Genomic DNA, 23167 nt, shown 5'->3' with positions numbered 1-23167 from the left:
TAGTTAGAGAACTTAAAAAATTAAACTAAGCTAATGAAAATAAACCGATTTATAAGTTTTTAAAAATCATCACTTTAAGACAAAACAAATATCCCCTTTTAATTAATTACATTTTTACGGAAAACCATATTTTCAAAAATTAACAAGAATCAATAAAAGTTAAAGATAATCAATCCAGAAAAACGCCTTTGCGTCTCTGCGGCTTTGCGCGATTAACAACTTCATTAATCTTTGGCATACATTTACTATCAAGTCCCAGCGGGACATCATATTTATAGAAAAATTAAAATTATAGTAGCAGGAACCCCATCGGGGTGACATAATTTATCAAAAATCAACATATCACTCCGCTGGAGTTTTTTGATTGTAGAATTTATTAGCTATAAATATTATGCTCCGCCGGAGCTTCTAAAAATAAAACTTTGTGGCTTTGCGAGCAAAAAACCTCAGAATCTTAGAATCTCAGAAACTTACCAACTTAAAAAAAACTTATTTCAGCAAATACCCCAATCGAATAGAGCCATAAAAGTACCCCGTATTGGTACTTACAATATCATTGTCTTTCACTTCACGACCTCGATACAGAAAAGAGTATGAAAGATTCCAATTATTATGGCGGTATTTTAAGCCAAATTCGGCATTAAAACGCCACGGAACAATATCGAAAACAAGCGGATTAGTATGATTGTATAAACTTCCTTGAATTGTTGCGTCATAAATTTGATAATTGACACTTGGAATTGCGTAGAAATAGAATTCTCTAATATCAATCTGTGGTTCTGAATGTACCGAAGCATCGTGCATATTCGAATCGTAAATAGGAAGCAATTTCTTAAAACCAATTCGGGTTAATAATCCTGTGGAAACTCCGGTAAAAATGGTACCAACATTTCCTTCTGACTGAAAATGAAGATCTATAAAATCATTGTGTTTATTTGGGAATAATTTCTTGGAATATAAAGCATGTGCCTGAATTCCGAATGCGTTATGAAGCTGATTTTCCCAACCATAAACATTTTTATAACCAATAAGATGATGAAAACTTTCCTGAGTTTCTTTACCAAGCGCATTAGGTCCCATAAAACCCACTTGAAAATCCGTCTTTAAAACCGATTCGCTTTGGTAAAAAAAGCTTCGTCCGGCTTCGGCAAAAAGATAAGCTGTAAAAGGACGATCGTTTACATAAATAGAAGTCTCATTAATAAATCTGGGATTATAAATATATTGCCCGATTCGGAATTCGGTGATTTTTTTATTGATTTTCTCGTTGGTATTCTTCGACAGAAAACGATAAAAAAGCTCTAAACCATTCGTATAATACATATCGTTTTTAGACGAAGTATATAAATCATTATCGCTGATAAAACCTATTTCTGTTTTTTTTGCTTGTCCAAAAGTTAGTGCCGATGTCAATATCAAGAGTACAAAAAATCCTTTTTTACTTCCCATTATAATTTATTTTTCCTACGGCGCGCATTTCACGAACAATCCTTTCTTTTCTTCGGTTTATATAACTGGAAGATCCCGTTGCTTTAAATTTTCTCGGGTTTGGTAATATTGCTGCAATTCCTGCAGCCTGCATTGGCGTTAAACTCGAAGCATCACGGCGGTACCAATGTTCTGTTGCGGCATAAGCGCCGTAAACACCATCACCCATTTCGATACTATTCAGGTACACTTCCATAATACGTTCTTTGCCCCAGATTATTTCAATTAAAACGGTAAAATAGGCTTCTAATCCTTTACGGAAATAACTTTTTCCCTGCCATAAAAAAACATTTTTAGCGGTTTGTTGCGAGATCGTACTTCCGCCACGAATTCGGCGTCCGCGTTCATTGCTTTTATACGCTTTTTGAAGTGCTTTAAAGTCAAAACCATTATGGTATAAAAAAGTTCCGTCTTCGCTGGCGATTACGGCTTTTTGCAAATTCATCGAAATCTTCTCGATTGGTTCCCAGTCATGATCAAAATAAACTTCCTTGCCATCTAATTTATTTTCGATAGCGCGAATAACCATAAGTGGCGTAAAAGGTACCGGAACATATTTGAAAATAATAACCGATGCAATCGAAATCCCGAAGAACCATAAACATAGTTTTATAAAAAACCATTTTACTTTCTCACCAAAAGAGCGATTGCCTTTTTTTGGCGCTGGCTTAGATTTACTTGCGGTAGGTTTTTTGGGTGCTGGTTTTTTGGGTGCTGCCATTTTATATTAAATCTGCTAATTCTGTTCCTATTAAACTTCCTATTGCTACGCCCATTCCGCCTAAACGTACTCCACAAAACACGTTTTCAGACAATTGCGAAACAACAGGTTTTTTACTATTTCCAATTCCCATAATTCCGCTCCAACGGTGCGCAATCTGGAATTCATGGTTTGGTAAAATTACATTTTTAAGTAAATCTTCCAATTTATTTTGCACAATTTTCGTTTGTCCAAATTCGGTTGTGTTTTCGGTTTCAAAATCCAGATTTCTTCCTCCGCCAAACAAAATTCTGTCACCAATATTTCGGAAATAATAATAACCGCGATCTAAGTGGAAAGTTCCTTTTATATCTAAATTCGGAATTGGTTCTGTAATTAAAACCTGTGCTCTTGCCGGCTGAACAGCTCCTTTTGTTAACGCATTTGCAAAACCATTTGTTGCAAAGAGTATTTTTTTTGATTTAAAACTAAAATCATTCAATACAATTTCAACTTCATTTCCTAAATCAGAATAAGAAGTTACAGTTTGTTGATTCAGAATTAAAATATTTTCAGAAACTGCTTGTCGCAACAATTCCTGCATCATATTTCCGGTATCGATTTGCGCTTCAAACGGATTAAATATTAAATATTCCTGTATGTTATTAAAACCAAATCGGTCCACTTCTTTGGTAAAAACATCAGCTTTAAAAAGGGGTTTTAGAATTTCATTTACAAAAGGCAATCTTGAAACAGATTCATTAAAACCAAATTCGTCGTCTTTCAAAAACAATTCATATCCGCCGTGAGGCCTGAAATCTATAGCAGCATCTCCCAATCTTTTTCGGAGTAACTGCAAGCCTTGCCAGCGTTTTTCTATAAGCTGAATGACATCTTCTTCTGAATGTGTTTTTAAATCTTCCATAATTTCAGAAAGGCTTCCAAAACAGGCAAAACCGGCATTTTTGGTACTCGCGCCTTGTGGAAGCATTCCTTTTTCTAAAACCAGAATTTTTGCAGCCGGAAATCTTTCGCGTAAGCGTAATGCAGCATGCAATCCTACAATTCCGCTGCCAACAATGGTGTAATCAACATTTGTAAACCAATTTTTAAGTTCCCAATAACTCAATTCCATTTGTCAATTTTTTATAAAAATAATGATTTTCTTTAAACCATATAAGTAATGTAAGTTCATTTAAATTTTATTTTTTTTACCGTTAAGAAATATAAGTTTAAATGAATTCTGTGTCAGGCTGAGCGGAGTCGAAGCCTTTTTAGGTTTTAAGCCTTCGACTCCGCTCAGGGTGACAATCATGCAAAATAGAAGATGATAATTTTTAACAATAATTGGAATTTGGAATTTAAAGATTGGAATTTAAAATTCGTACTTTTAGCCTCACGAATATTAGAATTTTATTATGAAAAAAGTATTATTTACAACCTTAATAATGATGAGTTTAAATGCTATCGGACAGAATGTAATGTCTCCGGAATTGTTATGGAAATTAGGAAGAATGACGCCACTTGGACTTTCGAAAGATGCAAAAAACGTTGTTTTTAAGGTTTCTACTCCTTCTGTAGAAGAAAACAAGTCGCATTCAAAATTTTATGTTGTTCCGGTAAACGGTGGAAATGCAACTGAAATCAAAGAAACTAAGGATGTTTTGGCTGATAAAAATGTTTCGCCTGACGGAAAATTTTTGGTTTACAATGAAGAAGTAAAAATTGACAAAGTTTTAGGGAAAGATTTTTATCCGAACCTGGACAAATCAGAAGCTCAAATTTATGATGGTTTAGATTATCGTCATTGGGATACCTGGAATGAAGGTAAATTTAACCACGTTTTTTATAAAGAAAACAAAGAAGGTGCAACAGGAATCGACATCTTAAAAGGGGAAAATTTTGATTCTCCGCAAAAACCTTTTGGCGGTGACGAAGATTACATCTGGTCGCCGGACGGAAAAAGCATTGTTTATGTGTGCAAGAAAAAAGCAGGAACACAATACGCAACTTCTACGAATACGGATATTTATGAGTACAATTTAGAAACTCAAAAAACAATAAACAGAACCGAAGGAAACTTAGGTTATGACACTGCGCCACAATTTTCTCCAACAGGAAATTTGACCTGGCTGCAAATGAAACGCGACGGTTACGAGTCTGATAAAAATGATATTATTGTTGATTTTAAAGGAATTAAAACCAATCTTACTGCAAATTGGGACGGAACTGTTGACAATTTCATCTGGAGCAAAGATGGTAAAAATGTATTTTTTGTAGCGCCAATTGATGGTACAAAACAACTTTTTACGGTAAACTTTCCTGGTTTAACCAGAATCGCGATTCAGGTTCGTCAATTGACAAATGGTGATTTTGATGTGAATGATTTAGTAGGTTTTGCTGGTGATGATATCATCGCAACACGAAGCGATATGAATCATGCGGGAGAAATTTTTTCTTATAATTTGAAGAAAAATACCTGGAAACAATTATCAAACGTAAATACTGATACGTATAAAACGTTAGCATTAAGCAAAACAGAAAAACGTTATGTTACAACAACTGACGGTAAAAAAATGTTGGTTTGGGTAATTCTTCCTCCAAATTTTGATGCTTCAAAAAAATATCCAACTTTATTATTCTGTCAGGGCGGTCCGCAATCTCCGTTGACACAATCGTATTCTTTCCGTTGGAATTTTCAATTAATGGCCGCAAAAGGTTATGTAGTTGTTGCGCCAAACCGTCGTGGAATGCCAGGACATGGTGTTGAATGGAATGAACAAATCAGTAAAGATTGGGGCGGACAAGTTATGGACGATTACCTTTCGGCAATTGATGATGTATCTAAAGAAAGTTATGTTGATAAATCCCGTTTAGGTTGTGTGGGTGCGAGTTACGGAGGATATTCTGTATTTTATTTAGCCGGAATTCACAAAAACCGTTTCAAAACTTTTATCGCTCACGATGGTGTTTTCAACACGATAAGTATGTTGGGAACTACTGAAGAGGTTTTCTTTAACAACTGGGATTTTGGCGGCGCATATTGGGAAAAAGATAATGCTGTTGCACAAAAAGCATATACGGTTTTTAATCCTGCAACTTTAGTTCAGAACTGGAATAAACCTATTTTAATTGTTCAGGGCGGAAAAGATTTCCGTGTGCCAATTGGGCAAGGTCAGGAAGCTTTTCAGGCGGCGCAATTAAGAGGAATCAAAAGCCGTTTGGTTTATTTCCCTGATGAAAATCACTGGGTTTTAAAACCACAAAATGCTCAGGTTTGGCAAGGTGAATTTTTTAAATGGTTAGAAGAAACCCTTTAATCAAAAAACTCATACAAATTGGCCGTAGATTTATATAATCTGCGGCTTTTTTGTTTTTACATATTTGAATTATGTAACATATTCACATTAATTTATCTTTTTAAAACAAATTATTTTGAATAAATTGCATTGATTTCCTTTATCCCAATTCGACTATTATCATTCTATGGAGAGTAAAAAAAGTTACACAGCGATTAAAGTTCTCTTCAGTTACGTTGCCTTATTAGCCTTAGTTGTTACGGTTGGGTGGTTTTTATATTCTGAAAATGTCGTTTACAATAAATTAGAAGATAAAATTGCTTTTGAAAAAACCAAAATTCTAAGAGTCAGCAAATTATTTTCGAATGTATACAAAACCGAAAGTTTAGCCCGAAAAACGATTCAGACAAACTCAGAAAGTGACTTCAAAAGTTACCTTACCGAAACTGATTCTTTAAAATCAAGAATCGATACTTTAAAACAAATTGTTACGACGCAATATCAAAAAACACTGCTCGACAGCGTTACGTATTTATTGTCTGAAAAAACCAAAAACATTCAGCAATTAAAAACCATAAAAAATAAAGCCGATGATGAAGTTTCTGTGAATTCGGCGATTGATGAAATTACAAAAATGGAGTTTAAACTTCGAAAGTTAGAACTTCAGGATTTTACCAAAAACCCAAATCAGTTAGGAAGTTATCAAAAAAATGTCCTTCAGAAATATGTTGATTATCTCAATCAGAATATTCCGGACGACAGCACGAATACGTTGAGCAAAAAAGCTTCGGATTCAATCTTGGCTAATTCAAAAAAACTTTTGAGTTCTGTAAAACTGAGAGCAGAAAAGAAAAAAGAATCTTTGAATTTTGAAGAAAACAAATTACTGAAAAATGAAATCGCAATTTCGGAACAACTCCGAAAAGTACTTCGAATTATCGAAAGGGAAATCATTATCAACTCAATAAAAAACAATTCCTTAAAAGAAAAATCACTTAAAAAAGTCAACGAAATTGTCACCGCATCGGCCATTATTGGTTTGGTGCTGACTTTGTTTTTCTCTATTTTGATTGTAAGTGATTATTCAAAATCGCAAGTCTATAAAAAACAGCTCGAAATTGCGAATTTCAAAACCAAGAACTTACTTAAAAGTCGGGAACAATTGATTTCTACGGTTAGTCACGATTTAAAAACGCCTTTGAGTACCATTGTAGGATATTCGGAACTTTTGGGCAATTCTGATGTAAATACCAAACAATCGTATTTCATTAAAAACATCAAAAATTCATCTGAATATATTACGCAGCTCGTTCAGGATTTATTGGATTTTTCGCAAATTGAAGCAGGAAAAATTGCTATTGAAAAAGTTCCGTTTTTAGTTCCCGAAATTATTGATGAAGTGGCAAAAAGCATTCAAACCGTTTATAAACAAAAACAAATTGATCTTATTATTAATGTCGATGAAAAACTAAATACCAGGATAGTTGGTGATCCGTTTAGACTGAAACAAATTTTGAGCAATATTGTTGGGAATGCCTATAAATTTACGGAAGAAGGTTTTATAAAAATAAACGCTTATGTGAGTGATACTAACTTTTTTACGATTACAATTGAAGATTCAGGGATTGGAATTGAAAAAGGAAATCAGAAATTAGTGTTTGAAGAATTTGCCCAGGCGAACGAAAATATAGAAAAAAAATACGGCGGAACTGGTTTAGGATTGTCTATTTGCCAAAAAATAATTTCTATTTTAGGAGGCGAATTAAATCTTGAAAGTACTTTTGGAAAAGGAAGCACTTTTGAAATCAAACTTCCGTTATTATTTGACAACAGCACACATTTAATTGAAGAAACAAAAAAGCCTGTTGTTCACAATACCAAAAAGCAGACTTTTATTGTGATTGATGATGACATTAATCTTCTTAATTTAACGAGCGGTGTTTTAAAACAGGAACAACATGAAGTATATTCTTTTAATAGTGCAATTAAAGCTTTAGAAGCTATTAAAAACACTTCTTTTGACTTTGTGATTACAGATATCCAAATGCCGGAAATGGATGGATTTTCTTTTCTCGAAAAATTAAAAAATACAGCTGGTACTATTTATAAAAACCAGCCTGTAATTGCGCTTACCGGAAGAACAGATTTGGATTTTTCGGTTTATTCGAATGCCGGTTTTACAACTGTTATCAAAAAACCATATTCGCCAAAAGTATTATTGGAAACCATTCAGCATATTTTAGACAAGGACGAATTGCCTCAAATTGAAGTTAAGGAAGTGGAATCTCAAACTTCTTCTCAATTATATTCTTTAGAAACATTGAAAGACTTTTTAGGATATGATACGGATGCTTTGAAAGAAGTATTGAAATCGTTTATAGAAAGCAGCACTGAAAATTTGGTCTTTTTAGAAAATGCCATACAAGAAAAAAATACGGACGAAATTAGATCAATCGCACATAGAATTGCACCGATGTTCAAACAAATTCAGGCAAACGAAATTGGGCATATTCTGAAAAAAATTGAAAAAAATGATTTCGAAATTGCCGAAATGAAAAGCGTTTTTAAAGATTTAAAAATAAAAACTGATTTACTTTTTAAAGTTCTAAGCCAGGAAATTACTTAATCAATATTGTATTGCTTCAATTTATTATAAAGTGTTTTTCTGGTAATTTTAAGCAATTTTGCCGCTTCTGATTTATTATTCTGTGCTTTTGACAAGGCATGAATAATAGCTTCTTTTTCATTTTCGGATAATGAAAAAACTCCTTTGGAAACTTGCTGGTTTTGTGACTGAAAAAATTCTGCCGGCAAAACATCGCTTTCTATATAATCTCCCTGGGATAAAAGTGTGGCGCGTTTGACACAATTTTGGAGTTCTCTTAAATTTCCAGGCCAGTTGTATCTTTGAAAAATAGCGACAACTTCGGGTGAAAACCCAATGATATCTTTATTCAATTGCTGATTGGCTTTCTCCAGGAAATAATCGGCAAAAATCATTAAATCTTCTCCACGATCTGTTAATGATGGCGACTGAATCGAAAATTCGTTGATTCTATGGTATAAATCTTCTCTAAAATCTCCGTTTTTTACTGCCTCACGCAAATCTTCATTTGTAGCGGTAATGATTCGGATATCGACGTTAATTTCTTTATTGCTTCCAACAGGTTTTATTTTACGTTCCTGAAGTGCTCTTAATAACTGAATTTGATTTTCGTATGAAAGGTTTCCAATTTCATCCAAAAAAAGGGTTCCGCCATTTGCTGCTTCAAAATAGCCAATTTTATCGCTGATTGCTCCCGTAAAAGATCCTTTTAAATGTCCGAAAAATTCACTTGCAGCTAATTCTTTTGGAATCGCCCCGCAATCTACCGCAATAAAATTATTGTTTTTTCGATTGCTTTGCTGATGAATGCTTTTTGCAATAATTTCTTTTCCGGTTCCGCTTTCTCCAATAATTAAAACCGACATATCAGTTGGACTTACCAAATGAATGTGATCCAATAGTTTTTTTGAAGCTACAGAAATTCCTTTTACGAATTCATTTTCTGTTGCAATTTGCTTTTTAGCTATTTTTTTCTCCTTAACCGGAGTTTCTGCGACTTCCGGAGTTTGAAGTGCATTTGTGATAACCAGCAAAACCTCATCAGGATTAAAAGGTTTTGAAATATAATCGGCAGCGCCATTTTTAATCGCTTTAACTGCAGTATTTACATCAGAATAACCTGTCATAAGTACAACAGGAATTTCAGGATTTGAGAGTTTAAATTCAGACATTAGCCCAATACCGTCAGAATCAGGCAAACGGAGATCTGTCAAAATTAAATCGAACGATTCTTTTTTGATTGCTACTCGCGCTTCTGCAGCAGAGAATGCTACGATTACATCGTATGCTTTTTTGATTAGAAATTTCTCTAATAATTTACAGAACGAAATGTCATCTTCTATCAGTAATATCTTTGGCATTTGCTTTTTGGGACTTTTTTGCTAAAATAATACTAATAAAATTGTCTTTTCATAAAATTTTGCAAAAAAAAAGAGATTACCAACGTGAGTAATCTCTTTTTTACCAAAAACATAAATCTAATTCACCTAATTATATTTTCAACCAATTGCCATTGACATCTGAGTAAACAGTAGCCTTTTGGTCACCAACTGATATTTCGAGTTTATACTCTTTTTTTTCGTTTACATAGGCCTTGTCAAGCTTTGCACCCGGATAAGCGGTTTGCAAAGCGGTTTTTACAACAGCCGGAACAGCATCTGCACTAACTTCTGTATATTCTGATTGTACAGAAATAGTTATTTTTGCTAATTCAGGAGTTGTCGTCGTACTTGCATACATGGACAGGCTTCCCAAAACAATAGCTGCTGATAAGATTAACTTTTTCATAGTGCTTTCTTTTTAATAATTATTTTTTAATGATATTTCCTGCAGCGTCAGTAAAGACAGTATATTTTTTATCTCCGCTTGAAATTTCCAGCTTGTACTCGTTCTTTTCGTTTTTATATGCTTTTTCAAGTTTTGTGTTCGGAAAAGATTTTTCAATAGTAGACTTCACAGCTGCAGGAACAGCATCTGCACTAACTTCAGTATATTCATCCTGAATAGTTACTGATTTACTCATTGAATTTGTTGTTATTGGAGTTGTAGCTGCATTTACAGTTAAACTTCCTAAAACGATTGCTGTTGATACTAGTAACTTTTTCATAGTGATTATTTATGGGTTATTTAATTTGTTATTTTTTAAGGATATTACCTTGGGCATCTGTGTAAACAGTAGATTTTACTTCTCTTACAATGATGTCAATTTTATATTCTTTTTTGTCGTTTACATATGCTTTTTCCAATTTCACACCTGGATAAGCATTATCTAAAGCTGTTTTAATAGCTGCCGGAACGGCATCAACTTCTTTATATTCGTCTTGAATTACTGATTGAATCGTTGGATTTACTACAGTATTATTTGCTTGCATTGACAAACTTCCCAGAATTATCGCTGCTGATAAGATTAACTTTTTCATAATGATAGTTTTTTAGTTAGTTTGATTATTTTTTAATCCATGATCCGTCTGCATTAGCATAAAGAGATCCTACTTTGTCTCCAACAGTTACTTCTAATTTATACTCTGATTTTGCATTTTTGTATGCTTTATTCAGTACTGCATCCGGATATGCTTTTTTAAGCGCGTCTGTAACTGCAGTTGGAACTTCTTCTACCTTAATTTCAGTGTATTCTTCCTGAATTGAAATTGTTTTTACGATAGTATTTGATATTGGAGATGTTGAGGCAAATGATGTTAAACCTCCCAAAACGATTGCGGCTGATAAAAATAAATTTTTCATAATAGTTATATTTTAGTACTGTTAATTTCAGTTTCGTATTTTTAATTTGAATTGTCACGAGATTTATGGATTATTTTTTAATCCATGTTCCGTCTGCGTTAGCAAAAAGATTTCCTACTTTGTCACCAACTGTAACATCTAATTTGTATTCTGATTTTTCGTTTTTATACGCTTTTGTAATTACTGCATCCGGATATGCTTTTTTCAAAGCTTCTGAAATTGGAGCTGGCAATTCTTCTAATTTAATTTCTGTATATTCATCTGAAACAGATATTGTTTTTACAATAGCATTTGTTACAGGAGTAGTTGAAGCGAATGAAGTTAAACCTCCTAAAACAATTGCGGCTGATAAGAATAAATTTTTCATAATAGTTAGTATATTTTAATTATTTAATAGTTTGTTTACGCTTTAGATAATGAAATTATTGTGCCGTAACTAAAACATAGCGTGCCATTTTACTTAAATCCTTATTTTTAAAGGCTTTAAGCTAATAACATTAAATTTTACTATTGTAGAAAAGTGTGTAATTTCCTGAGGCCGTGTGTAAAAAGTATACACATTTTGTGTATACCTAACTAATAAAAGCAACAAACCCGATAGGCTTATAAGCTTATCGGGTTTGGAATATATGGTAAAATAAAAAAGGCTGCCAAAAATTGACAGCCTTTATATTATTCTTCTATAGGTTTCATTTTGAAAGTATCCATGAAAGCAGTTGTATAATCTCCTGCAATATATCTTGGATCATCCATTAATTGTCTATGGAAAGGAATTGTAGTTTTTACACCTTCGATAACAAATTCATCAAGAGCTCTGCGCATTTTGCTAATTGCTTCTTCACGAGATTGCGCTGTTGTAATTAACTTGGCAATCATTGAATCGTAATTTGGTGGAATTGTATAACCAGAATAAACGTGAGTATCTAAACGAACTCCGTGACCTCCCGGCATATGAAGTGTAGTAATTTTTCCTGGTGAAGGACGAAAATCGTTATAAGGATCTTCAGCATTAATACGACATTCGATAGCGTGTAATTCCGGCAAATAGTTTCTTCCGGAAATTGGAATTCCTGCAGCTACCATAATTTGCTCACGAATCAAATCATAATCAATAACCTGTTCTGTAATTGGGTGCTCTACCTGAATACGGGTATTCATTTCCATGAAATAGAAATTTCTGTGTTTGTCCACTAAAAATTCTACTGTTCCGGCTCCTTCGTATTTAATAAACTCAGCAGCTTTTACAGCAGCTTCTCCCATTGCAGTACGCAATTCGTCTGTCATGAAAGGTGAAGGCGTTTCTTCAGTTAGTTTTTGGTGACGACGTTGTACTGAACAGTCTCTTTCAGAAAGGTGACATGCTTTTCCGTATGAATCTCCAACAACCTGAATTTCGATATGACGTGGCTCTTCGATAAGTTTCTCCAGGTACATTCCGTCATTTCCAAAAGCAGCAGCAGCTTCCTGACGTGCGCTTTCCCAGGCTTTCAATAATTCCTCTTCTTTCCATACAGCACGCATTCCTTTTCCACCACCACCGGCAGTTGCTTTAAGCATAACCGGAAAACCAAATTCTTTGGCTAATTTTTGTGCTTGTTCAAAAGATTCTAATATTCCTTCAGAACCTGGCACACATGGAACTCCTGCAGCTTTCATTGTCGCTTTTGCAGAAGCTTTATCTCCCATTTTATCAATCATTTCAGGAGCTGCACCAATAAATTTGATACCATGCTCTTGACAAATTTTTGAGAATTTAGCATTCTCAGAAAGAAATCCATAACCTGGATGTATTGCGTCTGCGTTTGTAATTTCGGCAGCAGCAATAATATTTGACATTTTCAAATACGATAAGTTACTTGGAGGAGGTCCAATACAAACCGCTTCGTCAGCAAACTTAACATGTAGACTTTCTGCATCGGCTGTAGAGTAAACTGCTACAGTTTTGATTCCCATTTCTTTACATGTACGAATTACACGAAGTGCAATTTCTCCTCTATTCGCAATTAATATTTTTTTAAACATCTTTTTAAAATTAGATAATTAGATAATTAGATAATTGGATAATTAGATTTTAAGCACTTTAGAAAGGTCTAAAAATCTAATGATCTAACGATCTAAAATTAAGATGGATCTACTAAGAATAATGGTTGGTCAAATTCTACAGGAGACATATCGTCAACAAGAATTTTTACAATTTTACCTGAAACTTCTGATTCGATTTCGTTGAATAATTTCATTGCTTCAATTACACAAAGAACATCACCTTTTGATATTACACTTCCAACTTCAGTAAAAACTGGTTTGTCCGGGGATGGTTTTCTATAAAAAGTTCCAATGATTGGAGATTTTATAGTAATGAATTTAGAATCTTCAGCCGGAGCTGGTGCTTCACTATTTACATTTACAACTACCGGCGCTGCTTGTTGAGGAGCAACTGCTTGTGGCAATGCTGCCTGAGCAGGTAATTGCTGTACATAAGTAGTTTCAGTTACATTTCCTTCTAAAGTTGTTCTGATGGTGATTTTTACATCATCCATTTCTAACTTAACTTCTGCAACTCCCGAATTTGCTACAAATTTGATTAGGTTTTGAATTTCTTTTAAATCCATAATGATTTGTTTTTAGTTTTAATTTATTTCTTATCGTAAGCCCATTTTAGGTAAATAGATCCCCAAGTGAATCCACCGCCAAAAGCGGCAAAAATAATATTATCTCCTTTTTTGAATAGGTGTTCAAAGTCGTTTATTACCAAAGGTAAAGTTGCTGAAGTTGTATTTCCGAATTTTTCAATATTCATTAATACTTTTGAATCTGCAAGATTCATTCGGCTTGCAGTCGCATCAATAATACGCTTATTTGCCTGATGCGGCACTAACCAGTCAACATCTTCATTAGTCAAATTGTTTCTTTTTACGATTAATTCGCTTGCATCGGCCATATTGGTAACTGCAAATTTAAAAACAGTTTTTCCGTCCTGAATAATATTGTGCTGTCTGTTTTTTACGGTCTCTTCAGTAGTTGGTATTAGAGAACCTCCGGCAGGAATTTTAAGATAATCGCGTCCTTGCCCGTCGCTTCTTAAGTATTCATCTTGTAAGCCTAAGCCTTCATAATTTGGTTCGAATAAAACAGCTCCTGCTCCATCTCCAAAAATAATACAAGTTGATCGGTCTGTATAATCTACAATTGATGACATTTTATCGGCACCAATTAACAGCACTTTTTTGTATCGCCCTGACTGTATATAAGCTGCAGCAGTTGACATTCCGTATAAAAAACTGGAACAGGCAGCCTGCAAATCGTATGCAAATGCATTTGTAGCTCCAATTTGTGTTGCAACATAAACTCCTGTAGAGGCTACCGGCATATCTGCAGTAGCTGTTGCCATTATAATCATATCGATTTCTAAAGGATCAATATTTGCTTTGGCAATTAAATCCTGTGCCGCTTTTATGGCAAGAAACGAAGTTCCTTTATCAGCATCTTTAAGAATTCTTCTTTCTTTAATTCCGGTACGAGTAGTAATCCATTCGTCATTGGTATCGACCATTGTTTCCAGTACTTTGTTTGAAAGTACAAAATCAGGAACATAAGCTCCAACAGCGGTAATTGCGGCTGTGATTGTATTCATTATATTCTATTATTTCGTTTCAAATACGTGGTATCTGAAAAATATTTAAAAGACTCGAAAATTACAAAAAAAAACGAAATGAATTTGTATATATTTTCTTAAAAAAAGAAAATTATAACCAACAAAAAAAACTCTCACTATGTGAGAGTTCTAGTATCATTTACGAAAACGTATTAAGCAACCGCTACAGATTTATCGATAACAACTTGCCCTCTGTAATACATTTTACCTTCATGCCAGTAAGCTCTGTGGTATAAATGTGCTTCTCCAGTAATAGGACATGTAGCGATTTGAGCTACAGTAGCTTTATAATGTGTTCTTCTCTTATCTCTTCTTGTTTTCGAGATTTTTCTCTTAGGATGTGCCATTTTACTATATTATTTATCCGTTAATAGTTGCTTTAATTTGTCCCAACGCGGGTCAATATCTTCTTCTTTTTTACTCTCTTGTTTTTCTTCTTTGACTTCTTTTACAGTCAGCTCATTTAGTTTTTTCAAGGCTTCGGTTTGCAAACTTCCGTCTTTTACTCCTGGATGAACTCGTTTTAGCGGCACCGAAAGCGCAATCATTTCATAAATGTATTGTGCTACATCAATTTCATGTTCTCCGTGTGGCAGAATTAACAACTCTTCGTTATCATTATTGAATTCATCTCCAAAGCGAACAATTAATTTCATTTTTCCTTTTATAGGAAGATCAAAATCTTCGCCTGTTAGATCACAAGGTACATTTACAGTTCCTTTGTGTTTGAATTCCAACTCTAACATGTTGCTCTTCTTATCTAAAACCAAACTCACTTTGATATCCGAACTTTGAAATTCGTCGTAATCAAAGTTCTCAAAGAACGCGTTACTTATTTGATACTCAAAATGGTGTTTTCCCAGCTTTAATCCTATGAAAGGAATTAAAAATTCTTTTGTTTTGCTCATTTCAACATCAATTTGTCCAGTTCATATCTAAAACTCAGATATCTGAATTGGGGTGCAAAGATATAAAATTATTATAAAACTAATAATCTTATTCACCTTTTTTTGTTTATAACTGTTTTTCTTTTATTTTAAGAGGTTTTTGACTAATCTCCTCATACTGATTACGCGAACGATAAATATCTAATGCGAGATAAACTGCCTCTTTAAATGAATTGTAATCTGCAAGGTCTTTCCCAGCAATATCATATGCTGTACCGTGATCAGGCGACGTTCTGATCTTATTTAAACCTGCTGTATAATTTACTCCTTTTCCAAACGATAATGTTTTAAAAGGAATTAATCCCTGATCGTGATAGGTTGCGACAATTGCATCATATTTTTCATATTGACCGCTTCCAAAAAATCCATCGGCAGGAAATGGTCCAAAAACCATCGTTCCGGCATCAAAAATTTTCTTTAATGTTGGTTTCAAAATCAAATCATCTTCTTTACCAATTACTCCGCCATCTCCCGCATGCGGATTTAATCCTAAAACTGCAATTTTTGGCTTAACAATACTAAAATCCTGAATCAGTGATTTTCTTACTGTTTCAATTTTTCTGATAATTAATTCTTCTGTCAAATGCGATGAAACCTCACTTAAAGGAACATGATCCGTCAGTAAACCAACTCTTAAATTATCCTGAACCATCATCATCAAAGCATTTCCTTCTAATTCCTGATCCAGATAATCTGTATGTCCCGGAAATTTAAAATCTTCTGACTGAATATTATATTTATTTATTGGAGCCGTAACTAAAACATCAATTACGCCTTCTTTTAAAGCTTTGGTTGCAGACACAAAAGATTTTATGGCATACTCTCCTATTTTTTCGTCGTTTACACCTAAATTAACATCAACTCCTTCTCTCCATAAATTAAACACATTGACTTTGCCCGGCAAAACCTGATCTAATTTATCAACTCCGTGGAATTGAATTGTAGAAGTAAAACTTTTTTTAACGAAGGAAAGTATTTTGGCATTTGCAAAAATAACCGGCGTACACATTTCTAACATGCGAGAATCTTCGAATGTTTTTAATATAACTTCGCTTCCAATACCGTTTAAATCTCCAATTGAAATTCCAACAATTATATTTTCTGCTTTTTTATTCATGAGCTACGCTTATTTATTACTAATTTTGATGTGCAAATTTAGTAAAATAAAACAACAATGTTCACAGGAATTATAGAAACCCTAGGTAGGATTCACGAAATAAAAAAAGATCAAAGCAATCTTCATATAACGGTAGACTCTTCTATCACAAATGAATTAAAAATTGACCAAAGCGTTTCGCACAATGGTATTTGTCTGACAGTAGTCGCCATAAACGATTCATTTTATACCGTAACTGCTATTGACGAGACCATTTTAAAAACCAATATTGGAGACTGGAAAGCCGGCGATATTGTAAATCTTGAAAGAGGAATGAAACTTGGCGATCGTCTTGACGGCCATATCGTTCAGGGTCACGTAGACCAAACCGGAACCTGCATTAAAATTGAAGAAGCAAACGGAAGCTGGAATTACACTTTTGAATACGACAAAAATCTCAGCAATATTACTATCGAAAAAGGTTCTATAACGGTTAACGGCGTAAGTCTAACGGTTGTAAATTCTAAAACAAACGAATTTAGCGTTTCGATTATCCCTTATACTTATGAGCATACTAATTTTAAAGATTTTAAAGTTGGAACTAAAATAAATTTAGAATTTGATGTAGTAGGAAAATACATTTCCAGACTTTATTCGATAAATAAATAAGATCTTAAACTCTTCTCAACTAAAAGCTTCAATTAATATTGAAGCTTTTTTATTTTATAGCTACAACTATTTCTAATATCAAAAATAAACTTTAATATTTTCTTTTTTATGGAAAAATTAAAATAATAAACTAAAAATCAGACAATTAAATTATATTTATTTAAATATTTTCCTACTTTTATGTGTGTTTTAATATCCCTAATCCTTAAAACCACATCCCATGAAAAATTCAATCACCAGAAAATTGCATGTTGAAAATAAAAGCGTTTGTCCGTATTCTTCCAAATCTTATATTCCGATAGATTTTGAAGACCCTTCTTTTCATGCAAATCCCGAAGTAACTTTTCAGGAATTAAGAAATAAAGCTCCTATTCAGCAAATTATGTTAGATGGATTTCCTATTTGGCTGATATCTAAATTTGATGATTCTATTAATGTGTTACGCGATCCAAGATTTATAAAATCGCCAAATAATTTAAGGATGAGCAATGAACCTTTAAAAGGAAAAACAAAACTCGCAAGTCCCGCCTATATCCTGAGGAGATTTCACATGCTTGCAAATGACCCGCCAGAACATACACGTTTAAGAGGTTTTGCACAAAAAGCTTTTACCCCAAAAATCATTGCAGGAATGCGTCCGCGAATCCAGGAAATTACAAATGAACTGGTAGATAAAATTGAAAATACTAAGAAATTTGATTTTATTGATGATTTCGCTTACCAACTCCCAATTATTGTAATTGCAGAATTATTAGGTTTACCCGTTGAGGATTGCGAAAAACTCCGCAATTGGTCAGACATATTAATAGAAGTTCAGGTTACCGAAAAAAACAAACAATCTATTGATGAAAGTGCAGCAGCATTTGTCAATTATTTGAAAAATGTTTTTGCTTTACGCCGAAAAAATCCCGGAGATGATTTAATTAGTGCATTTTTAAAACTAGAAGAAACCGATGAGCATTTGACAGAAGACGAACTTTATGCCACAATTTTTCTGCTTATTATTGCCGGACATGAAACTACCGTTAACTTAATTAGTAACGGAATGTATGCCTTACTATCTCATCCCGATCAATTAAATCTTTTAAAAAACAATCCCGAATTGATTCATTCTGCTATTGAAGAAATACTGAGATATAACGGCCCGGTAATAAATTCAACCATGCGATTGGCCGCAGAAGATATTCTGATTAAAGGAATCACTATTAAAAAAGGAGAAGGTGTCTTGGTCATTTTTACCTCTGCAAATCAAGACGAAAGCAAATTTGACAATCCATTAGATTTTGATATAACACGAAAAACAGACAAACATCTCGCTTTTGGTCATGGCATACATTTTTGCATCGGTGCCCCGCTTGGTCGTTTAGAATGCGAGATTGCTATTCATACAATTTTAAATCGATTGCCTAATTTAAAACTCGATCCAAAAGCCGATTCTCCCGAATGGCGCACGAGCAACATTATACGCGGATTAAAAAGTTTTCCTGTCGTTTTTTGACTGCACAATAAATTCTCACGAAACTATTTCGCATAAAAAAAGCCTCAGTTTAGACTGAAGCTTTTTTTATTTTATTTCTATAGATAACTGAAGCGCCTAAAACCAGACCTGCTATTGTTAAATAAACAAGATCCTGATCAATTGGTAAATTAGGATGAACAGGCGGTCCATCATCATCATCAGCTTCACTGTTTAACGATGCGTTTTTTTGAGTCGAAGGCGGTGGCGGATTTTTCGCAAAACCAGTTGACACATTCATCAGGGCTAAGAATAATGCCAAAAATATTATTTTTATCTTCATAATTTTAACATGTTGATAAACAACAAGGTAGGTTGTTAAATTTATTTATTTTAATATAATTCGCACAAAAACAATGGCTTATACAAATTTCTTTGACAAATGTAGAAGATTTTTGCTCAAATACAACCTTTTAAACAAAAAAAAGCTTCATAAAAATTATGAAGCTTTTTGTGGTCCCACCTGGGCTCGAACCAGGGACCACCTGATTATGAGTCAGGTGCTCTAACCAGCTGAGCTATAGGACCGGTTTGAGGATGCAATATTACTACTATTTTTTATTCACTCCAAATATTTTGGGATATGATTTCTATTTAATTTTAAGTAACCGTAACACTTTCTTTAAACACAATTGATTTTCAACACCTTATTTCAATTGACAAAAAGATAAATTTTTATTTAATTTCCTGACAAAGCTCGACTAAAACGCCATTTGTGTTTTTTGGATGCAGAAAAACCACTAATTTATTATCTGCTCCTTTCTTTGGGACTTCATTAATCAACACAAATCCTTCGTTTTTTAAGCGTAGAATCTCCGCATGTATATCTTCGACATCAAAAGCAATGTGGTGAATTCCTTCTCCTTTTTTCTCCAGAAACTTTGCAATTGGACTTTCCGGATTTGTAGCCATCAAAAGTTCAATTTTATTGGTTCCGGTTTGAAAGAAAGAAGTTAATACTCCTTCGCTTTCAACCGTTTCTTCTTTATAAGACGGAACGCCTAATAATTTTTCGAACAACGCATTTGCGTCGGTCATATTTTTTACTGCGATCCCGATATGTTCAATTTTATTTACCATAACATTTACTATTATTGATTAAGATACGTATTAAAATAACCACATTCGGCGATTACGTCCTGATAGTATTTAGTATCCGAATAGTCTTTTTTCAAAACCTTGAAACCATTAAAAGCAATAAAATTAATTTTATCGTCTTCGGCTTCCCACCAGTTTTTCAAATTATTGTACTTATTATTATAGTATTCATTTCGTTCGCATTTCGCCAGCATATAAATACATTTTGCTTTTTGTTCTTTTGTGGTTGCAGCTTCAAATGCTTTTTGATAATACATTTTCGGAAGATCACAATTGGTAATCATTCTTTTCATCGAATCCCTAAAAGAATACGGACTTGAACCATAACCAACAATATCAATCTCATAAAAACTTCTGCCGTTTCCAAAATGTGTGATGTTATAAAATGCATTTCCTAACAATAAACTATTGGTATAAACATCTTCTTTTTGAGCCAATTTATCCTGCATTCCTTTTATAGTATTCAGAAAATCAATTTGAGAATACTTCTTTTTTTGATACGCTGCATGATCACAATCGTGACAATCTTTTATATTTCCGTTAAACGGATTTCCTAAAAATTGAGCATACTGAACCGAATCTGTTTGTTGTATAAATGCAATAGCTTCCGGGATTTTATTTTTAAAAGTTGCCTGAACAGCCTGAAAATTATTAATATCTTTTAAGTTCAGATTGTAAATTCCAGATGCAATTTTCTCTATTTCGGATTTATTTGGCTTAGCCAAAAATGCTTTCATATCCAGCAAATTCTTTTCGTTATCATAAAAAGAATTTCCTCTGCCCCAATAACTATCCGGCATTTCGCCACCAAACAATTCTACCATTACAGGATTTGACTTTGCTGCGTAAAGCGTAGCCAAATAATTCTTACTCCATTGCGCCGCATTTTGATAACGAAACTCTTCACCTTTATATGTTTTTGGAAGTTCATTGTACAACCAATTCAAATCGGCTAAAATTGTTTTTTCGTTTTTATCTGTGAGTTTGTCAATTTTACTCATATTGTTTACAAAACGAAGCAATCGCAATTGATATCCGGACAACTCCGTTTTTGGCATCGTTTTCTCGGCTTTGTTAAAATTATTATCGGCACCAGCATAATCACCTTTTAAAGTCTGAAGATATCCTACCGAAATATCCCATAAATAAGGTTTTTCAGTATTTCCTGCTGCGGCAATTTTCGAAACTAAATCAAATGCTTTTGTATCAATTTTAGTTTTATTTAATTCCCTGTTTTCTGTTACTGTTTGTTTTTTTGCCGGCACATTTTCTTTACCGCTTTCTACAAACGAGTTATTTATTTGCTGTTCTTGCCTGTTTACCAGCCTTGTCAGCAAATAATTTAAATGTTCGCTTTTAGGATCTAATTCGTAGATTTTTCCAATTGCCTGCACCTCATCTTTATAATATCCATGAACCGCCCAAAGCGCTGCTTTTTCTTTATTATTGGTCGCCATTGCCAGCGATTTATTCCAATCGGTTTCATTTTTGGGATGAAAACTATAAGCCGTTACAATTCGCATTTCCGGACAATTATCAAAAATCTGCGCATACAAATAATTTGAAGTAGCGTACTTTTTCTGCTGATAATTTATTCCTGCTACATACCCAAGTGCACGATAATACAAGGTGTTTTTAGGTACAGATTTTTCTGTTTTATTAAAAAATACAATTGCTTTTGATTTGTTCGTACTATAAAAATAAGCTTTCATAGTTAAGAACCAATATCTGTTTTTCAGGAACGAATCTGCAGTTGTATTATATACATTTTCAATAGACTGAATCATTTTTAAATCCTTGAAAGTTTTAGCCACAACCGGATCATAACTCCAATAATCTGTATTAATAGAAACTGTTTCTATTTTTTGTGCCAAATACAAAAACTCAATAAAGCTTTTGATTTTAGGATCTTTCAAACTAATTTTTTTACCCCATTTTAATGAAGTCTGATTTTCTTTTTTTGTTTTAAAGAAGGTATGAAGCTGTGTAATTTCGGTCTCATTTTTTAAGATTTTATCTTTGTCCGAATACATATTTGTTTCCTCGCCAATTAAAAAATAAGTGACAGTTGCCGCATCGACTTTCCCCTTCAAATAGTTTTGCCAATCTGATTTTATGTCATCATTAAATCTGGAATTATGCTGTGTATCAAAACCAATTTTATAGAAAATGTCAGTCGACAAAAAAAGCGGCGTATACGAATTATCAACAAAAGTTTCCGGCGTAAAATTGGATCCATCCATAAAATAATCCCAATCCCCATCGGCACAAGCATAAATTATTCCGTAAGCAAAAAGTAAAACTGCACTAGAAACAAGAAATAACTTGTTTAAAAATATTTTTTTCATAATTTTTTAAATTGAATTCGTCTAAATCGTAAAATATAATTTCGTTTGGATGCTGCGCTAAATTCCCCTCCAAATCTTTTGCCATTTCTATCAAATCTTCTGAAGAAATTCCTTCGATTTTCAGCAAATCATTTTCTTCGTAAAAAACGCCATTTTTATAATTAGAACGTTTTACTTTAAAAAAGATTGGGCTTACTTGTAGAAAATCTTTATTGTTTTTAAGTTCACTTACATTCATTTTTGAACGCAAACCTATTACGTTTTGATTTCTGATATGAACTGCCCAGGAATATATTGGCAAAGCCAAATCAAGATGCAAAGGGTATTTTTTTAAGCTTTTAAGGTATTTTTCGGAAATCTTTTGACTGTAAATTGAGTTTAAAGAATCGTTTGCAATTGTTCCCATATTATAATACATCAAAACTCCTGAATCGACATTTGGGATTTTAGTTTTCTTAAAATATTTTACCTGATGCAATCTAATTGTTGCCGAGAGTTTCTTCTGCGAAAGCATTTTAAATCGCTCAATAAATTTCAGGTAATTGTCCTTGCTTTTTAATGTCCAGTCGCAATCTATTTGAATTTCCTGGCAGATAATTTCATTTTTTGTATTGATTTCTTCTACAAATCGAATGGTTTTTTGCGCCAAATCTTCAACATCAAGATTAGGAAGCGACATGACTTTGTTTTGGATAAAAACTACCGGAACAACTTCAAAGTTATTGAGGTTTTCCTGAAAATGTATGGGACTTAGCGGAATTGGTTCCTGAGTTTTAGGAATTAATCCGATATCAAAATACCTGATATAGAGTTTGCTGACGTTATTTTCTTTTAAAACTTCTTTTTCTGTCTGCGAAAACTTTAAGATTGTTTTCCAATAATAAAAAGCAATAATTGGCTTTTCATTTTTACCGCAAGCTATCAGTAAAAAAACTAATAAAGACCAGGAAAACCTTTTTATCAAAACTATGAGAAATTAAATTTGAATTCAAAAGTAAGAAATTATA

At 33.4% G+C, this 23167-nt stretch carries 23 protein-coding genes and 1 tRNA gene; 4 read left to right on the top strand and 20 right to left on the bottom strand.

Features of this window, described 5'->3' with window-relative positions; genetic code table 11:
* Nucleotides 1-489: 489 nt before the first annotated feature.
* Genes ACZ0AH_RS02320 through ACZ0AH_RS02310 form a run of 3 tightly spaced genes read right to left on the bottom strand, consistent with a single transcriptional unit; the run spans nucleotide 490 to nucleotide 3323 of the window.
* Nucleotides 490-1449: a lipid A deacylase LpxR family protein gene (locus tag ACZ0AH_RS02320; RefSeq protein ID WP_463474286.1), complete on the bottom strand. Its 960-nt coding sequence runs from the start codon at nucleotides 1447-1449 to the stop codon at nucleotides 490-492.
* Nucleotides 1439-2209 carry a monofunctional biosynthetic peptidoglycan transglycosylase gene (gene mtgA / locus ACZ0AH_RS02315; protein WP_463474285.1) on the bottom strand — a complete coding sequence of 257 codons (771 nt, stop codon included), beginning with the start codon at nucleotides 2207-2209 and terminating at the stop codon, nucleotides 1439-1441. The genes ACZ0AH_RS02320 and mtgA overlap by 11 nt, the downstream gene beginning before the upstream one ends.
* Before the next feature lies 1 nt (nucleotide 2210).
* Complete coding sequence (locus tag ACZ0AH_RS02310; protein ID WP_463474284.1) at nucleotides 2211-3323, bottom strand: NAD(P)/FAD-dependent oxidoreductase; 1113 nt, start codon at nucleotides 3321-3323, stop codon at nucleotides 2211-2213.
* 283 nt (nucleotides 3324-3606) lie between these two features.
* Here ACZ0AH_RS02310 and ACZ0AH_RS02305 point away from each other — a divergent pair, with 283 nt between their 5' ends.
* On the top strand, nucleotides 3607-5508 hold the full coding sequence (locus ACZ0AH_RS02305; protein ID WP_463474283.1) for a S9 family peptidase: 1902 nt from the start codon (nucleotides 3607-3609) through the stop codon (nucleotides 5506-5508).
* A gap of 166 nt (nucleotides 5509-5674) precedes the next feature.
* A complete protein-coding gene (locus tag ACZ0AH_RS02300; protein WP_463474282.1) occupies nucleotides 5675-8113 on the top strand; it encodes an ATP-binding response regulator in 2439 nt (812 codons plus the stop codon).
* Here the strand turns inward: ACZ0AH_RS02300 and ACZ0AH_RS02295 are convergent.
* From ACZ0AH_RS02295 to pdxA, 12 genes are all read right to left on the bottom strand, one after another.
* Complete coding sequence (locus ACZ0AH_RS02295; protein WP_463474281.1) at nucleotides 8110-9453, bottom strand: sigma-54-dependent transcriptional regulator; 1344 nt, start codon at nucleotides 9451-9453, stop codon at nucleotides 8110-8112. The genes ACZ0AH_RS02300 and ACZ0AH_RS02295 overlap by 4 nt on opposite strands.
* A 130-nt stretch (nucleotides 9454-9583) precedes the next feature.
* Nucleotides 9584-9880: a PepSY-like domain-containing protein gene (locus ACZ0AH_RS02290; protein ID WP_463474280.1), complete on the bottom strand. Its 297-nt coding sequence runs from the start codon at nucleotides 9878-9880 to the stop codon at nucleotides 9584-9586.
* 19 nt (nucleotides 9881-9899) lie between these two features.
* Nucleotides 9900-10199 carry a PepSY-like domain-containing protein gene (locus ACZ0AH_RS02285; RefSeq protein WP_463474279.1) on the bottom strand — a complete coding sequence of 100 codons (300 nt, stop codon included), beginning with the start codon at nucleotides 10197-10199 and terminating at the stop codon, nucleotides 9900-9902.
* 28 nt (nucleotides 10200-10227) lie between these two features.
* The gene (locus ACZ0AH_RS02280) at nucleotides 10228-10512 is read right to left on the bottom strand and encodes a hypothetical protein (protein ID WP_463474278.1); all 285 of its coding nucleotides are present in this window, start codon (nucleotides 10510-10512) and stop codon (nucleotides 10228-10230) included.
* A 25-nt stretch (nucleotides 10513-10537) separates the two neighbouring features.
* The gene (locus ACZ0AH_RS02275) at nucleotides 10538-10834 is read right to left on the bottom strand and encodes a hypothetical protein (protein WP_463474277.1); all 297 of its coding nucleotides are present in this window, start codon (nucleotides 10832-10834) and stop codon (nucleotides 10538-10540) included.
* Nucleotides 10835-10904: 70 nt separating this feature from the next.
* Complete coding sequence (locus ACZ0AH_RS02270; protein ID WP_463474276.1) at nucleotides 10905-11201, bottom strand: hypothetical protein; 297 nt, start codon at nucleotides 11199-11201, stop codon at nucleotides 10905-10907.
* A 305-nt stretch (nucleotides 11202-11506) separates the two neighbouring features.
* Nucleotides 11507-12856 (bottom strand): acetyl-CoA carboxylase biotin carboxylase subunit, encoded by a 1350-nt coding sequence (accC, locus tag ACZ0AH_RS02265; protein ID WP_463474275.1) that lies wholly within the window; start codon nucleotides 12854-12856, stop codon nucleotides 11507-11509.
* Between the two features lie 98 nt (nucleotides 12857-12954).
* Complete coding sequence (gene accB, locus ACZ0AH_RS02260) at nucleotides 12955-13443, bottom strand: acetyl-CoA carboxylase biotin carboxyl carrier protein (RefSeq protein WP_463474274.1); 489 nt, start codon at nucleotides 13441-13443, stop codon at nucleotides 12955-12957.
* 23 nt (nucleotides 13444-13466) lie between these two features.
* Complete coding sequence (locus ACZ0AH_RS02255) at nucleotides 13467-14465, bottom strand: beta-ketoacyl-ACP synthase III (protein ID WP_463474273.1); 999 nt, start codon at nucleotides 14463-14465, stop codon at nucleotides 13467-13469.
* Nucleotides 14466-14638: 173 nt separating this feature from the next.
* Nucleotides 14639-14833: a 50S ribosomal protein L32 gene (gene rpmF / locus ACZ0AH_RS02250; protein WP_007137315.1), complete on the bottom strand. Its 195-nt coding sequence runs from the start codon at nucleotides 14831-14833 to the stop codon at nucleotides 14639-14641.
* 9 nt (nucleotides 14834-14842) lie between these two features.
* Nucleotides 14843-15394, bottom strand: coding sequence for a YceD family protein (locus ACZ0AH_RS02245; RefSeq protein ID WP_463474272.1), 552 nt, complete (start codon nucleotides 15392-15394; stop codon nucleotides 14843-14845).
* 106 nt (nucleotides 15395-15500) lie between these two features.
* Nucleotides 15501-16550, bottom strand: a complete 1050-nt coding sequence (gene pdxA / locus ACZ0AH_RS02240; protein WP_463474271.1) for a 4-hydroxythreonine-4-phosphate dehydrogenase PdxA — start codon at nucleotides 16548-16550, stop codon at nucleotides 15501-15503.
* Between the two features lie 57 nt (nucleotides 16551-16607).
* Between pdxA and ACZ0AH_RS02235 the strand changes: the two genes are divergently transcribed.
* A complete protein-coding gene (locus tag ACZ0AH_RS02235) occupies nucleotides 16608-17198 on the top strand; it encodes a riboflavin synthase (protein WP_463474270.1) in 591 nt (196 codons plus the stop codon).
* Between the two features lie 220 nt (nucleotides 17199-17418).
* On the top strand, nucleotides 17419-18696 hold the full coding sequence (locus ACZ0AH_RS02230; RefSeq protein ID WP_463474269.1) for a cytochrome P450 family protein: 1278 nt from the start codon (nucleotides 17419-17421) through the stop codon (nucleotides 18694-18696).
* 49 nt (nucleotides 18697-18745) lie between these two features.
* Here the strand turns inward: ACZ0AH_RS02230 and ACZ0AH_RS02225 are convergent, their stop codons facing one another.
* The 5 genes from ACZ0AH_RS02225 to ACZ0AH_RS02205 form a co-directional block, all read right to left on the bottom strand.
* Complete coding sequence (locus ACZ0AH_RS02225) at nucleotides 18746-18997, bottom strand: hypothetical protein (protein ID WP_463474268.1); 252 nt, start codon at nucleotides 18995-18997, stop codon at nucleotides 18746-18748.
* 171 nt (nucleotides 18998-19168) lie between these two features.
* Nucleotides 19169-19242: transfer RNA gene (locus ACZ0AH_RS02220), tRNA-Ile, on the bottom strand.
* Nucleotides 19243-19389: 147 nt separating this feature from the next.
* Nucleotides 19390-19794, bottom strand: coding sequence for a methylmalonyl-CoA epimerase (gene mce, locus ACZ0AH_RS02215; RefSeq protein ID WP_463474267.1), 405 nt, complete (start codon nucleotides 19792-19794; stop codon nucleotides 19390-19392).
* Nucleotides 19795-19805: 11 nt separating this feature from the next.
* A complete protein-coding gene (locus ACZ0AH_RS02210) occupies nucleotides 19806-22160 on the bottom strand; it encodes a hypothetical protein (RefSeq protein ID WP_463474266.1) in 2355 nt (784 codons plus the stop codon).
* Entirely contained in the window at nucleotides 22120-23124 is a 1005-nt protein-coding gene (locus tag ACZ0AH_RS02205) for a hypothetical protein (RefSeq protein ID WP_463474265.1), read from the bottom strand. Before ACZ0AH_RS02205 ends, ACZ0AH_RS02210 begins: the two co-directional genes overlap by 41 nt.
* Nucleotides 23125-23167 lie beyond the last annotated feature (43 nt).

The sequence above is a fragment of the Flavobacterium sp. AC105 genome (genome assembly GCF_979258495.1).
Note: the sequence above shows the minus strand (reverse complement) of the source record. Positions and strands in the feature narration are given on the sequence as shown.

Coding starts and splice junctions, on each gene's coding strand:
- ACZ0AH_RS02320 (WP_463474286.1), bottom strand. CDS start 1,449: ATGGGAAGTAAAAAAGGATTTTTTGTACTCTTGATATTGACATCGGCA.
- mtgA (WP_463474285.1), bottom strand. CDS start 2,209: ATGGCAGCACCCAAAAAACCAGCACCCAAAAAACCTACCGCAAGTAAA.
- ACZ0AH_RS02310 (WP_463474284.1), bottom strand. CDS start 3,323: ATGGAATTGAGTTATTGGGAACTTAAAAATTGGTTTACAAATGTTGAT.
- ACZ0AH_RS02305 (WP_463474283.1), top strand. CDS start 3,607: ATGAAAAAAGTATTATTTACAACCTTAATAATGATGAGTTTAAATGCT.
- ACZ0AH_RS02300 (WP_463474282.1), top strand. CDS start 5,675: ATGGAGAGTAAAAAAAGTTACACAGCGATTAAAGTTCTCTTCAGTTAC.
- ACZ0AH_RS02295 (WP_463474281.1), bottom strand. CDS start 9,453: ATGCCAAAGATATTACTGATAGAAGATGACATTTCGTTCTGTAAATTA.
- ACZ0AH_RS02290 (WP_463474280.1), bottom strand. CDS start 9,880: ATGAAAAAGTTAATCTTATCAGCAGCTATTGTTTTGGGAAGCCTGTCC.
- ACZ0AH_RS02285 (WP_463474279.1), bottom strand. CDS start 10,199: ATGAAAAAGTTACTAGTATCAACAGCAATCGTTTTAGGAAGTTTAACT.
- ACZ0AH_RS02280 (WP_463474278.1), bottom strand. CDS start 10,512: ATGAAAAAGTTAATCTTATCAGCAGCGATAATTCTGGGAAGTTTGTCA.
- ACZ0AH_RS02275 (WP_463474277.1), bottom strand. CDS start 10,834: ATGAAAAATTTATTTTTATCAGCCGCAATCGTTTTGGGAGGTTTAACA.
- ACZ0AH_RS02270 (WP_463474276.1), bottom strand. CDS start 11,201: ATGAAAAATTTATTCTTATCAGCCGCAATTGTTTTAGGAGGTTTAACT.
- accC (WP_463474275.1), bottom strand. CDS start 12,856: ATGTTTAAAAAAATATTAATTGCGAATAGAGGAGAAATTGCACTTCGT.
- accB (WP_463474274.1), bottom strand. CDS start 13,443: ATGGATTTAAAAGAAATTCAAAACCTAATCAAATTTGTAGCAAATTCG.
- ACZ0AH_RS02255 (WP_463474273.1), bottom strand. CDS start 14,465: ATGAATACAATCACAGCCGCAATTACCGCTGTTGGAGCTTATGTTCCT.
- rpmF (WP_007137315.1), bottom strand. CDS start 14,833: ATGGCACATCCTAAGAGAAAAATCTCGAAAACAAGAAGAGATAAGAGA.
- ACZ0AH_RS02245 (WP_463474272.1), bottom strand. CDS start 15,394: ATGAGCAAAACAAAAGAATTTTTAATTCCTTTCATAGGATTAAAGCTG.
- pdxA (WP_463474271.1), bottom strand. CDS start 16,550: ATGAATAAAAAAGCAGAAAATATAATTGTTGGAATTTCAATTGGAGAT.
- ACZ0AH_RS02235 (WP_463474270.1), top strand. CDS start 16,608: ATGTTCACAGGAATTATAGAAACCCTAGGTAGGATTCACGAAATAAAA.
- ACZ0AH_RS02230 (WP_463474269.1), top strand. CDS start 17,419: ATGAAAAATTCAATCACCAGAAAATTGCATGTTGAAAATAAAAGCGTT.
- ACZ0AH_RS02225 (WP_463474268.1), bottom strand. CDS start 18,997: ATGAAGATAAAAATAATATTTTTGGCATTATTCTTAGCCCTGATGAAT.
- mce (WP_463474267.1), bottom strand. CDS start 19,794: ATGGTAAATAAAATTGAACATATCGGGATCGCAGTAAAAAATATGACC.
- ACZ0AH_RS02210 (WP_463474266.1), bottom strand. CDS start 22,160: ATGAAAAAAATATTTTTAAACAAGTTATTTCTTGTTTCTAGTGCAGTT.